This is a genomic window from Pseudomonas sp. QD4 (assembly GCF_049199125.1).
Classification (GTDB): domain Bacteria; phylum Pseudomonadota; class Gammaproteobacteria; order Pseudomonadales; family Pseudomonadaceae; genus Aquipseudomonas.
Genome location: NZ_JBLZOM010000002.1, coordinates 1986024 through 1998401, shown reverse-complemented (window position 1 = coordinate 1998401; position 12378 = coordinate 1986024). Strand labels below are relative to the sequence as shown.

At 64.5% G+C, this 12378-nt stretch carries 10 protein-coding genes; 7 read left to right on the top strand and 3 right to left on the bottom strand.

The genetic code is table 11. The features are described from left to right. Positions 1-355 precede the first annotated feature (355 nt). The 6 genes from ACOZJV_RS20240 to yccS all read left to right on the top strand — a co-directional run bounded on the left by ACOZJV_RS20240 (position 356) and on the right by yccS (position 9976). On the top strand, positions 356-1798 hold the full coding sequence (locus tag ACOZJV_RS20240) for a TldD/PmbA family protein (RefSeq protein WP_421548312.1): 1443 nt from the start codon (positions 356-358) through the stop codon (positions 1796-1798). Further along, the gene (locus ACOZJV_RS20235) at positions 1798-3135 is read left to right on the top strand and encodes a TldD/PmbA family protein (RefSeq protein WP_421548311.1); all 1338 of its coding nucleotides are present in this window, start codon (positions 1798-1800) and stop codon (positions 3133-3135) included. Before ACOZJV_RS20240 ends, ACOZJV_RS20235 begins: the two co-directional genes overlap by 1 nt. A 68-nt stretch (positions 3136-3203) precedes the next feature. Next, positions 3204-4631, top strand: a complete 1428-nt coding sequence (mdtD, locus tag ACOZJV_RS20230) for a multidrug transporter subunit MdtD (protein WP_078472764.1) — start codon at positions 3204-3206, stop codon at positions 4629-4631. 325 nt (positions 4632-4956) lie between these two features. Continuing rightward, positions 4957-6294, top strand: coding sequence for an ATP-dependent RNA helicase DbpA (gene dbpA, locus ACOZJV_RS20225; protein ID WP_238596211.1), 1338 nt, complete (start codon positions 4957-4959; stop codon positions 6292-6294). Positions 6295-6484: 190 nt separating this feature from the next. Continuing rightward, a complete protein-coding gene (locus ACOZJV_RS20220) occupies positions 6485-7663 on the top strand; it encodes an NAD(P)/FAD-dependent oxidoreductase (RefSeq protein ID WP_201128376.1) in 1179 nt (392 codons plus the stop codon). A gap of 138 nt (positions 7664-7801) precedes the next feature. Then, the gene (gene yccS, locus ACOZJV_RS20215; RefSeq protein ID WP_078472761.1) at positions 7802-9976 is read left to right on the top strand and encodes a YccS family putative transporter; all 2175 of its coding nucleotides are present in this window, start codon (positions 7802-7804) and stop codon (positions 9974-9976) included. 65 nt (positions 9977-10041) lie between these two features. Here the strand turns inward: yccS and ACOZJV_RS20210 are convergent, their stop codons facing one another. Then, positions 10042-10779, bottom strand: coding sequence for a substrate-binding periplasmic protein (locus ACOZJV_RS20210; RefSeq protein WP_078472760.1), 738 nt, complete (start codon positions 10777-10779; stop codon positions 10042-10044). Between the two features lie 276 nt (positions 10780-11055). Here ACOZJV_RS20210 and ACOZJV_RS20205 point away from each other — a divergent pair, with 276 nt between their 5' ends. Then, complete coding sequence (locus ACOZJV_RS20205) at positions 11056-11508, top strand: GNAT family N-acetyltransferase (RefSeq protein ID WP_078472759.1); 453 nt, start codon at positions 11056-11058, stop codon at positions 11506-11508. 22 nt (positions 11509-11530) lie between these two features. Here ACOZJV_RS20205 and ACOZJV_RS20200 read toward each other — a convergent pair whose 3' ends face one another. Together ACOZJV_RS20200 and ACOZJV_RS20195 are read right to left on the bottom strand one after the other, a co-directional pair. After that, positions 11531-11827 carry a winged helix-turn-helix domain-containing protein gene (locus tag ACOZJV_RS20200; protein ID WP_020295336.1) on the bottom strand — a complete coding sequence of 99 codons (297 nt, stop codon included), beginning with the start codon at positions 11825-11827 and terminating at the stop codon, positions 11531-11533. Positions 11828-11849: 22 nt separating this feature from the next. Then, a complete protein-coding gene (locus ACOZJV_RS20195) occupies positions 11850-12362 on the bottom strand; it encodes a M48 family metallopeptidase (RefSeq protein ID WP_020295335.1) in 513 nt (170 codons plus the stop codon). Positions 12363-12378: the final 16 nt, after the last annotated feature.

The following is a 12378-nucleotide window of genomic DNA, read 5'->3' as shown; positions in this document are numbered from 1 at the left end:
CCGTAAACCAGAGTTCGCGATTTGCCTGGAGAAACGGGGTTGCCGCGATTGGGGGCCCGGCGCGCCCCCCCCCGCGGGGGGCGCCCCCCCCCCCCCAAAAAACCCCGGGGGCCCCCCCCCCCCGGGGCGCCCCCCATCGCGGTCTCCCCGCTTCCCTCGCCACACCCCATCCAGCCCATTGCACCGACTGCGTCCTTGATCGCAGCCTTGGGCAGCGGCTACAGTTCTGCACCTGTCTCGCCCATCCCCATCGCACCGCGGACATTATCCCGAGCCCACCGTCGCCTGTAGCTAGCGCGGCCGGTTTGCTGGCGATAGGGCCCGCAGCGCGCCGCGCTTCACCAGGAGGTCACCCATGTTCGACTTTCACCCCCAGCTCAAGCAGCGCTTCGCTGCCTTGCGCACGGGCGGCGAATTTTTCTCGCTGCGGTATGTACGTGAATCCGGCCAGCACCTGTCGGTGCGCAAGAACGTGGCCGAACCGCCCAGCCTGAGCCGTGATGAAGGCGCCATGCTCACCGTGCGGGTCAACGGCGTCGAAGCCTATGCCGCCACCAACGACCTGTCCCAGGCCGGCCTGCAAGCCGCACTGCAACGGGCCGAACAGCAAGCGCGACTGATCGCCGGGCATGCCCTGCTCGACTTGCGCGAGCAGGCGGTGTCCAGTGACCGCGGCGACTACTTTTCGCCCAACCTCGACCAGCCCTTCCCTTCCCTGAGCGATTGCTACCAGATGCTCGGCGAAGAGTCCGCGGCCGTGCCCAAAGACGAGCGCCTGGTCAACTGGCAGGTGAGCATCGGCATCACCCAGGTCGAGCAGATCTACCTCAACAGCGCCGGCGCCGAGTTGCGCCAGGCCCAGCGCTTCGTCTACCCAGGCCTGGATGTGACCGCCTACGACGGCAGCGACAGCCAGACCCGGACCCTGGGCCGCGACAACTTTGGCCAGCAGGGCGGCGCCGATGTCATCAGCCGCTGCGGCCTGCTGGGCGCCGGGGCACAGGTCGCCGACCAGGCGCTGCAATTGCTGCTGGCGCCCAATACCCCCCAGGGCCCGCGAGACCTGCTGCTGATGCCGGACCAGATGATGCTGCAGATCCACGAGTCCATCGGCCACCCGCTGGAGCTGGACCGGATCCTCGGCGACGAACGCAACTACGCCGGCACCAGCTTCGTCAAAGCCCAGGACTTCGGCAGCCTGCAATACGGTTCGCCGCTGCTCAACGTGACCTTCGACCCGGAAATCCCCGAAGAGCTCGCCAGCTACAGCCACGACGATGACGGCAGTGCCGCCAGCAAGCAGTTTCTGATCCGCGAAGGCTTGCTGCTGCGGCCCCTGGGCGGTGCGCTGTCGCAATTTCGCGCCGGCCTGAAGGGTGTCGCCAACAGCCGTGCCTGTGGCTGGAACCGGGCACCGATTGACCGCATGGCCAACCTCAATATCGAGCCGGGCGAGCAATCCCTGGAACAACTGATCGGTGGGATCGAGCACGGCATCCTGATGTCCACCAACCGCTCCTGGTCGATTGACGATGCGCGCAACAAATTCCAGTTCGGCTGCGAATGGGCGCAGTTGATCGAGAACGGCCAGCTCAAGGGCGTGGTGAAGAACCCCAACTACCGGGGGATCTCCGCGCAGTTCTGGCGCAACCTGAGTGCCGTTGGCGACCGCAGTACCTTCAAGGTGCTGGGCACGCCCAATTGCGGCAAGGGCGAGCCGAACCAGGTGATCCGCGTCGGCCATGCTTCGCCGGCCTGTGTCTTTAGCAACATTGATGTGTTTGGGGGAGATGCCTGATGAGCACCGATATGAGTCAGGCCGAACAGTTCAAGGCCCTGGTCGACTGGCTGCGCAACGCCCTGCGCGAGCCGGAGCAGTTCAGCCTGAGCTACGCCGCCGAGTCCTCGGCGTTCATTCGTTTCAACCACGCCCGGGTACGCCAGGCCGGGCACGTGCAGCAGGCCAGCCTGGAGTTCAAGTTGATCGACCAGGGCCGCCACGCCGACCTCAGCATCACCCTCGCCGGCGACCCGCAGGTGGATCTGCAACGCCTGGCCGAAGGCCTGCAACAACTGCGGGAAACCCTGCCGTTATTGCCCGCAGACCCGTACCTGCTGCTCAACCACAACGGCTGGCACAGCCAGAACGTGCAGGAGCGCCCACTGCCCGACACCGAGCAGGTGGTGGCGGAAATCGGCCGCGCCGCAACGGGCCTGGACCTGGTGGGGTTCTACGCCGCAGGCCCCGTCAGTCGAGGTTTTGCCAGTTCGGCCGGGGCCTTTGGCTGGCACCAGGCCAATAGTTTCAACTTCGACTTCAGCCTGTTCCACGACAACGGCCAGGCGGTAAAGGCCAGCTACGCCGGCGATCTGTGGAACAGCGCCGACTTCGCCAGGCGCTTCGAGCAGGCACGGGAGCAACTGGCGTTTCTCGGGCGGCCGCTGCGCACCCTGGCCCCCGGGCAATATCGCGCGTACCTGGCGCCAGCGGCCCTGGAAGAAATCGTCGGCATGCTCAGCTGGGGCGGTTTCTCGGCCCAGGCCATCGCCAGCAAGCACAGCCCGCTGCAGAAGCTCTACGCCAATGAGGCCAGCCTGAGCCCGCTGGTGTGGCTCGATGAACAGGTCAGCGGCTCCTTGAGCCCGGCCTTCTCAGACGAGGGCTACCCGAGCGAAGACGTGACGCTGATCGCCGCGGGCGCCGCCAGCGGCCAACTGACCAGCTCGCGCAGCGCCGCCGAATACGGCCTGACCACCAACGGCGCCAGCGGCGGCGAATACCCCGGCGCATTGAGCATGCGCGGCGGGCAATTGCCGCAGCAGGAGATTCTCAAGCAACTCGGCACCGGCCTGTACATCAGTAACCTGTGGTACCTGAACTACTCGGACCAGCCCGCCGCGCGCCTGACGGGCATGACCCGCTTCGCCACCTTCTGGGTGGAAAACGGCGAGATCCAGGCCCCGGTCAGCACCATGCGTTTCGATGACAGTGTCTACAGTCTGCTGGGCACGCAGCTCGAAGCCCTGACCCAGGAGCGCGAGCTGCTGCTGTCGCCCAGTACCTACGGCCAGCGCCAGACCGCCTCGACGCACCTGCCCGGAGCGCTGATCAATCGCCTGACCCTCACTCTTTGAAAAACAGCTGCAAGCGCTAAGCTTCAAGCGTGTAGCTCAAAGCTTGGCGCTGCTCCTTTAGAGGTCCTATGCCCGAACGCCCGGTTCTAGATGCCACCACCGCCCGCTGGCTGCCTTGGGTGGTGGCCATCGCGTTTTTCATGCAGTCCCTCGACGGGACCATCCTCAATACCGCCCTGCCGGCCATGGCCCGGGACCTGGCGGAAAACCCGTTGCGCATGCAGGGCGTGGTCATTGCCTACATGCTCACGGTGGCGCTGCTGATTCCGGCTTCCGGCTGGATCGCCGACCGCTTCGGCACCAAGAAGATTTTCTTCGGCGCCATCCTGCTGTTCAGCATCGGCTCCCTGCTCTGCGCCATGTCCAACACCCTGAGCCAACTGATCGGCGCCCGGGTGATCCAGGGCCTGGGCGGCGCCCTGATGCTGCCGGTGGGCAGGCTGGTGGTGCTGCGCGCCTACCCGCGTTCGGAGCTGGTGCGGATCATGGGGTTTATCACCATCCCCGGCCTGCTCGGCCCGCTGATCGGCCCGACCATGGGCGGCTGGATGGTGCAGTACATGACGTGGCACTGGATCTTCCTGATCAACCTGCCGGTGGGTGCCATCGGCTGCTACGCGGTGTGGCGGTTTATCCCCGACCTGCGCGGCAGCGAACGCACGCGCTTCGACGGCCTGGGCTTCCTGCTGTTTGGCGCGGCGATGGTGCTGATCACCATTGCCATGGAAGGCCTGGGCGAACTGCACCTGCCGCACCTGCGGGTGATGCTGCTGCTGTTTGCCGGCCTGGCCTGCCTGGCCGCGTACTGGCTGCGCGCCGGGCATATCGATAACCCGCTGTTTGCGCCTTCGCTGTTCAAGGTGCGGACTTTTGCCGTGGGCATTCTCGGTAACCTGTTCGCGCGCCTGGGCAGCGGCGCCTTGCCGTTCCTGGTGCCGTTGCTGTTGCAGGTGGCCCTGGGTTACTCGCCGTCCCAGGCCGGGATGAGCATGTTGCCCCTGGCCGCCGCAGCCATGCTCGCCAAGTCCGTGGCCCGACCGTTGATCGAGCGCCTGGGCTACCGCGTGGTCCTCACCGGCAATACCCTGGCCCTGGGGCTGATGCTGGCAAGCATGGGCCTGGTCACCGAGCACACGCCTTATCCGCTGCTGCTGGGGATGCTGGCGGTGCTGGGGGCGATCAACTCGCTGCAATTCACCGCGATGAACACCGTGACCCTGATCGACCTCGACGACGCCTCGGCCAGCAGCGGCAACAGCCTGCTGTCGGTGGTCGCGCAGTTGTCCCTGAGCCTGGGCGTGGCCTGTGCCGGTGCCCTGCTCGGCGGCTTTACCGCCGAAGTCGGCAACGACGGGGTGGATACCGTGCTCGGCGCCTTCCAGCTGACGTTCCTCACCGTGGGCATCATGGCGATGCTGGCCGCGGCCATCTTCCTGCAGCTATCGCCCAAGGACGGCAAGCGCAGCAAACCGGTGGAAGAACATATCGAGCATTGATCGGCGAACAGGCGACCCGCTGCACTCGACGCGATATGCCCGACGTACACCGGCGCCCATACCGGCCAGCGCAGCCTTCGGCAGCGGCTACAGCCCGTAGCCGCTGCCGAGTAGCGCGAGGCTGCGCTGGCCCTCGCTGACAACGCGATACTTCCTGATGTACACCGGCACGCAGCTTGGCGACAGCGGCAACGTCAATGGCTGCTCGTCCAGAATTTGCAGGTTCGGCGGGCGAGGCTGCTACACTGCGCGACATTTTGTTTTGCAGGCCAGTCCCGTGACCACCATCGCCACCGCTTTTAATACTTTGCCGCTGTCCGCCGCCATGCTGGCTAACCTCGACTCCCTCGGTTATGCCCAGATGACGCCGATCCAGGCGCAAAGCTTGCCGGTGATCCTCAAGGGGATGGATCTGATCGCCCAGGCCAAGACCGGCAGCGGTAAAACCGCAGCCTTCGGTATCGGCCTGTTGAACCCGATCAACCCGCGTTACTTCGGTTGCCAGGCCCTGGTGCTGTGCCCGACCCGTGAACTGGCCGACCAGGTGGCCAAGGAGATCCGCCGCCTGGCCCGCTCCGAAGACAACATCAAGGTCCTGACCCTGTGCGGCGGCGTGTCCCTCGGCCCGCAGATTGCGTCCCTGGAGCACGGCGCGCACATCATCGTCGGCACCCCGGGTCGCATCTCCCAGCACTTGCGCAAGGGCTCGCTGAAACTCGACGGCCTCAACACCCTGATCCTCGACGAAGCCGACCGCATGCTGGACATGGGCTTCTACGACCCGATCGAAGAAATCATCGCCCACACCCCCGAGCGCCGGCAGACCCTGCTGTTCTCCGCCACCTACCCGGTGGGCATCAAGCAACTGGCCTCCAAGTTCATGCGCGACCCGCAGCAAGTGAAGGCCGAAGCCTTCCATGCCGACAGCCAGATCGAACAGCGCTTCTTCGAGATTTCCCCGGAAGAACGCATGGACGCTGTGGTCAAGGTGCTCAACCACTTCCGCCCGCAGTCCTGCGTGGCCTTCTGCTTCACCAAGCAGCAAGTACAGGAAACCGTCGACCACCTGACGTCCAAGGGCATGTCCGCCGTGGGCCTGCATGGCGACCTGGAACAGCGCGACCGTGACCAGGTACTGGCGATGTTCGCCAACCGCAGTACTTCGGTACTGGTGGCCACCGACGTCGCCGCGCGCGGCCTGGACATCGATGCCCTGGACATGGTGATCAACGTCGAACTGGCGCGGGATTCGGAAATCCATATCCACCGCGTCGGCCGTACCGGTCGGGCTGGCGAGAAAGGCATTGCCATCAGCCTGGTCGCACCGTCCGAGGCCCATCGCGCCCAGGCCATCGAACAGTTGCAGAAGTCCCCGTTGAACTGGGACCAGCTGGACAACCTGCCTTCCCAGGGCGGCGGTCCGCTGCTGCCAGCCATGAGCACCCTGTGCATCGGCGCCGGGCGCAAGGACAAAGTGCGCCCGGGCGACATCCTCGGTGCCCTGACCGGCGATGCCGGGATCCCCGGTGCCCAGGTCGGCAAGATCGCGATCTTCGACTTCCAGGCGTATGTGGCGGTCGACCGCACGATCGCCAAACAGGCCCTGCAACGCCTGAACGACGGCAAGATCAAGGGCCGTTCGCTGCGGGTACGGATTCTCTGATCGCGGCCCTCCTGTATAGGGGGCCTCAAGATGGGAGCTTGCTGTGGCGAGGGAGCTTGCTCCCGCTCGAGCGCGCAGCGCTCGCAAAACCCGCGGCCACAGTTTGACTGACCCGCCGCGCTGCCCAAGCAAGCTCCCGCGCCACACACACGCTGTACTGCTCGACCCCAGAATTTCAGAGGACACCGTTTTGCGCTCTACCGAAGTCGTGATCATTGGCGCTGGCGCCGCAGGCCTGATGTGCGCCCTGACCGCTGCCGGTCGTGGACGCCAGGTGATGTTGCTCGACCACGCCAACAAGGCGGGCAAGAAAATCCTGATGTCCGGCGGTGGCCGCTGCAATTTCACCAACATGTACACCGAACCGGGCAATTTTCTCTCGCAGAACGCGCACTTCTGCAAATCCGCCCTGGCCCGCTACACCCAGTGGGATTTCATCGCCATGGTGGCCAAGCACGGCGTGCCGTATCACGAGAAAAAACTCGGCCAGTTGTTCTGCGATAACAAGTCCAGCGACATCCTCGGCATGCTGCTCGACGAGTGCGACCAGGCCGGGGTCACGCTGCACCTGGACACCTCCATCGAGCAGATCGAAAAGCTCGAACACGGCTACCTGCTGCAAACCACCCTCGGCCCGTTGCAGTGCACGTCCCTGGTGATCGCCACCGGCGGCCTGTCGATCCCGACCCTGGGTGCCACCGGCTTTGGTTACCAGGTGGCCCGGCAGTTCGGCCACGAGCTGCTGCCGACCCGCGCCGGGCTGGTGCCGTTCACCATCACCGACCAGCTCAAGGAGCTGTGCGGCGAGCTGTCCGGGACCTCGGTGGATTGCCTGGTGAGCTGCAACGAACAGAGCTTTCGCGAGAACATCCTGTTCACCCACCGTGGCCTCAGCGGCCCGGCGATCCTGCAGATTTCGTCCTTCTGGGAACCGGGCGACACCGTGGAAATCAACCTGCTGCCGGACCACGATGCCCTCGACTGGCTGAATCAACAGCAGGCCGAACGCCCCAACAGCGAATTGAAAACCCTGCTCGGCGAGATCTTCACCAAGAAGATGGCCAACCTGCTGGCGGACAACTGGTTCGTCTCCAAACCGATGAAGCAATACACCCACGCCGAAATCGCCGAGATCGCCGAGAAACTGGCGAGCTGGAAACTGGTACCGGCGGGCACCGAAGGCTACCGCACCGCTGAAGTGACCCTGGGCGGCGTCGACACCCGCGAAGTGTCGTCCAAGACCATGGAATCGCTGAAAAGCCCGGGGCTGTACTTTATCGGCGAAGTACTGGACGTGACCGGCCACCTCGGCGGCTTCAATTTCCAGTGGGCCTGGGCTTCGGGTTACGCTGCCGCGCAGTACGTCTGAGGCGGCGACGCTTGCCTCGGGAGGTGTGAGCGGTACAAGGAAGGAACAGATTTTGCTCCAGGATGTGACGACGCCATTGCGCCGCCGTCAATACTGGCTCAATTTACCCAGATCGCCCCGGAAGGCCCTCCCCACTTCATGTCCTCGACCTCTTTTCGCCACTCCCTGCGCCGTCTTTGGGCACTGGATAAATTCAGCTACAGCGTGCGGGTGTTTATCGCCCTGACCGGCAGCATGGCGCTGTGCTGGTACCAGGACGAGATGGGCTTGCTGATCCCGCTGTTCCTGGGGATTATCGCCAGCGCCCTGGCCGAGACCGACGACAGCTGGCAGGGTCGCCTCAACGCCCTGGCCGTGACCCTGGTGTGCTTCAGTGTCGCGGCCTTCTCGGTCGAATTGCTGTTCCCCTACCCCTGGATATTCGTCATCGCCCTGGCGTTGGCCAGCTTCGGCCTGACCATGCTCGGTGCCCTCGGCGAACGTTACGGCGCGATTGCCTCGGCGACCCTGATTCTGTCGGTCTATACCATGATCGGCGTGGATCAGCGCGGCGGCGCGGTCACCGACTTCTGGCACGAACCGGTGCTGCTGGTGGCCGGCGCCGCCTGGTACGGCCTGCTCTCGGTGCTGTGGCAGGCGCTGTTCTCCAACCAGCCGGTGCAACAGAGCCTGGCCCGGCTGTTTCGCGAGCTGGGGTATTACCTGAAGCTCAAATCGTCGCTGTTCGAGCCGATCCGCCAGCTGGACGTCGAAGCCCGGCGCCTGGAACTGGCGCAACAGAACGGCAAGGTGGTGGCGGCGCTCAATGCAGCCAAGGAAATAATCCTGCACCGGGTCGGCAATGGCCGGCCGGGGTCCAAGGTCAGTCGCTACCTGAAGCTGTACTTCCTGGCCCAGGACATCCACGAGCGGGCCAGCTCCTCGCACTACCCGTACAACGCCCTGGCCGATGCGTTCTTCCACAGCGACGTATTGTTCCGCTGCCAGCGCCTGCTGCGCCAGCAAGGCAAGGCCTGCCGGGCCTTGGCCGAGTCGATCCAGCTGCGCCAGCCGTTCGTCTACGACGCCAGCTTTGCCGAAGCCCTGAACGACCTGCACGCCTCCCTGGAGCATCTGCGGATCCAGAGCAACCCGGCCTGGCGCGGGTTGCTGCGCTCGCTGCGGGCGCTGGCGGCGAACCTCGGGACCCTGGACCGCTTGCTCAGCGATGCCAGCAACCCCGACGCCCTGGCCGACGCCACCGACAGCAGCCTGCTGGACCGTTCACCGCGCAACCTGAAGGATGTCTGGCTGCGCCTGCGCACCCAGCTGACGCCGACGTCGCTGCTGTTTCGCCATGCCCTGCGCCTGCCGCTGGCGCTGACCATCGGCTACGGCATGGTGCATTTGATTCACCCCTCCCAGGGCTACTGGATCATCCTCACCACGCTTTTCGTGTGCCAACCGAACTACGGCGCCACGCGACGCAAGCTCGGCCAGCGGATCATCGGCACCGCCATCGGCCTCACCGTGGCCTGGGCCCTGTTCGATCTGTTCCCGAGCCCGCTGGTGCAGTCGTTGTTCGCGATCGCAGCCGGCGTGGTGTTCTTTATCAACCGCACCACGCGCTACACCCTGGCGACGGCGGCCATCACCCTGATGGTGCTGTTCTGCTTCAACCAGGTCGGCGACGGTTATGGGCTATTCCTGCCGCGCCTGTTCGATACCCTGCTGGGCAGCCTGATCGCCGGCCTCGCGGTATTTCTATTCCTGCCCGACTGGCAGGGCCGACGCCTGAACAAAGTGCTGGCCAACACCCTGACCTGCAACAGCATCTACTTGCGCCAGATCATGCAGCAGTACGCCGCCGGCAAAAGCGACGACCTGGCCTACCGCCTGGCCCGACGCAACGCCCACAACGCCGATGCGGCGCTGTCCACTACCCTGGCCAATATGCTGATGGAGCCCGGGCACTTTCGTAAGGAAGCGGACGTGGGCTTCCGCTTCCTGGTGCTGTCCCACACCTTGCTCAGCTACCTCTCGGGCCTCGGTGCCCACCGCGAGACCCAGCTGCCGGCCGAAGTCCGGGAACACCTGATCGAAGGCGCCGGGGTCAGCCTGGCAGCCAGCATCGACGAAATCGCCCAGGGCCTGGCCAGCAAAACCCCGATCGCCATCCAGAGCGATGCCGAAGAAGCCCTGGCCAATGAGCTGGAACAGATGCCGGATGAAATCGACGAAGGCCAGCGCCTGGTGCAAAGCCAACTGGCGCTCATATGCCGGCAGCTGGGGCCCCTGCGAACCCTGGCAGTCCACCTCATAAGAGCAGAGTGACGCAGCGGCAAGCTGCGAGCTGCAAGTGGTCCGCGGACTGCTTCCCGCTTGCCGCTGTCCCTCTCCTACATACCGTGTTCGCGCAAGAGCCGGTCATAACTGCCATCGGCTTTCATCTTGGCGATTTCGCGGTCGAAGCCGGCGACGATCTTGGCGTGGTCCGGGTTTTTCAGGCTGACCAGGATATGCAGGCTGTTTTCGCTCAGGGGCTTGGGCACGAACTCCACGGCATTGCGCACTCGGGGTGATTCCCGGGCCAGGTAATAGCGGGCGACGTACTCGTCTTCCAGGGTCAGTTGAACCCGGTCGGCCGCCAGCATGCGCACCGCCATGGCGAAGTTGTGCACCGGGACTTTCTGCAACAGCGGGTCGTTGTCGAATTCGGGGGCGTAGGCATAACCGCGAACCACGGCAATCGGGTATTCGTGCAACTGCTTGAGGTCCTGGTATTCCAGCGGAGCGTCCTTGCGCTTGATAAAGCGCACCCGGTTCAGCAGGTACTCGGCGGAAAACTGCCCCAACTGGGTTCGCGCATCGTTGTACCAGGCGTTGACCAGCACGTCGTAGCGGCCCTCGCCCACCCCCATCAGCGCCCGGGCCCAGGGCACCTGTTCGAACTCGCTGGGGTACCCGGCACGGGCCAGGGCGGTGCTGACGATATCCGTGGCCAGCCCGCCATTGACCAGCGTGGCATCGGTAAACGGCGGCCAGACGTCGGCCACCAGGCGCAATTTTTCCGCGGACGCGCTCTGGCCCAGCAACAGCAATCCAATCAAAGCAAACGCTCGATGCAATCGCGGCATGCTCAAAGATCCTTAGCGGGCGCGGAGCCCTGCGTGATTTCGGCGGAACCCGAGGTCCTGCTGGTCACTGCGTGACCACAACCCGGACCTAACATTAGCTCATGGGAGCCAATGCAAAGCGCTCGATTACAGATTACACAAAGAAGACAGACCCCATCCAAGACAATGATGGCATTTTGATCCACCTCACATAAATCCTCGCCCCCACCGCCCCGCGCAAGACATCCTGGAGAGGGACGCTTAGTATCGCTGCACAGTTTTTGACAGGACGTGAACATGACAATCGATTGGGTCTGCAAACACCACACTGACCTGGGCAAGGAACAGTTGTACGCCATTCTGCAGCTGCGCACCGAGGTGTTCGTGGTCGAGCAGAAATGCGCCTATCAGGAAGTCGATGGCCAGGATCTGGACGGCGACACCTGCCACCTGATGGCCTGGCACAACGACCGCCTGGTGGCCTACCTGCGCCTGCTCGACCCGACGTCCCAGGGCGGCGATGTGGTGATCGGCCGCGTGGTCATCGCGCCCGAGGCACGCAGCCAGGGCCTGGGCCACACGCTGATGGAGCACGCCCTGGTGCAGGCCGAGAAGTACTGGCCCGACACGCCGATCTACCTCTCGGCCCAGGCACATTTGCAGGGCTACTACGGCCGCTACGGCTTCAGCGTGGCGGGCGAGGAGTACGTCGAGGACGGCATCCCCCACATCGGCATGCGCAAGGCTTGAGCCGACGCGGCTTCGGCGGTGTTCAGGGGTAGCCCAGCACCGCCTTGATCTGCGGCAGGTGGCTGGCGATCCAGCCCTTGTCGATCGCGCCCCAGTCCTGGACCTGGTAGCGCCCGGCGTGGTTGCGCGCGCCATCCTGCTGCTCGAACTCGCAGACGATGTCCAAGTCCGCCAGGGCGGCGATGGTGTCCTGGGCGGTGCGCCGGGGCATGCCCGTGGCCTCGGTCAGCGCCGGTACACTGCTGGCCAGCCCGCTGTCGATCAGGTACGCCACGTACAAGCGCCGGTAAAAGCTGCTTTTGGTCTTGCTCACATCCATCGCCTACTCCTTGTTGCTTGGGTTATCCCACCACGTCCGCCTTGCCCTGCAGATCACGCCAGGTGAGGTAGACCCGCAGGTCGAATTCCAGCTGGTGATAGCCCGGCAGCATGTGCTCGCAGAGCTTGTAGAACGCCTTGTTATGGTCCGATTCCTTGAAGTGCGCCAGTTCGTGGACCACGATCATGCGCAGAAACTCCGGGGCGGCCTCCTTGAACAGCGAAGCAATGCGGATTTCCTTCTTGGCCTTGAGCTTGCCGCCCTGCACCCGGGAGATCGCCGTGTGCAGGCCCAGGGCGCGGTGGGTCAGGTCCAGGCGATTATCGAACAGCACCTTGTCCACGGCCGGCGCGTTGCGCAGGTATTCCTGCTTGAGTTCCAGCACATAGCCGTACAGCGCCTTGTCGCTCTGCACCCCATGCTTTTGCGGATAACGCTGGCTCAGGTAGTCGCCCAAGCGCCCCTGGGCGATCAATTGGCGGATTTGTTCTTGAAGAGCGGCCGGGTAGGCCTGGAGGTATTTCAAGGCGGTCATGGGGCGGCAACAGAGT

Excerpts from the sequence above, each read along its gene's own strand:
- ACOZJV_RS20240 (WP_421548312.1), top strand. The coding sequence starts at position 356 with ATGTTCGACTTTCACCCCCAGCTCAAGCAGCGCTTCGCTGCCTTGCGC.
- ACOZJV_RS20235 (WP_421548311.1), top strand. The coding sequence starts at position 1,798 with ATGAGCACCGATATGAGTCAGGCCGAACAGTTCAAGGCCCTGGTCGAC.
- mdtD (WP_078472764.1), top strand. The coding sequence starts at position 3,204 with ATGCCCGAACGCCCGGTTCTAGATGCCACCACCGCCCGCTGGCTGCCT.
- dbpA (WP_238596211.1), top strand. The coding sequence starts at position 4,957 with ATGCTGGCTAACCTCGACTCCCTCGGTTATGCCCAGATGACGCCGATC.
- yccS (WP_078472761.1), top strand. The coding sequence starts at position 7,802 with ATGTCCTCGACCTCTTTTCGCCACTCCCTGCGCCGTCTTTGGGCACTG.
- ACOZJV_RS20210 (WP_078472760.1), bottom strand. The coding sequence starts at position 10,779 with ATGCCGCGATTGCATCGAGCGTTTGCTTTGATTGGATTGCTGTTGCTG.
- ACOZJV_RS20205 (WP_078472759.1), top strand. The coding sequence starts at position 11,056 with ATGACAATCGATTGGGTCTGCAAACACCACACTGACCTGGGCAAGGAA.
- ACOZJV_RS20200 (WP_020295336.1), bottom strand. The coding sequence starts at position 11,827 with ATGGATGTGAGCAAGACCAAAAGCAGCTTTTACCGGCGCTTGTACGTG.
- ACOZJV_RS20195 (WP_020295335.1), bottom strand. The coding sequence starts at position 12,362 with ATGACCGCCTTGAAATACCTCCAGGCCTACCCGGCCGCTCTTCAAGAA.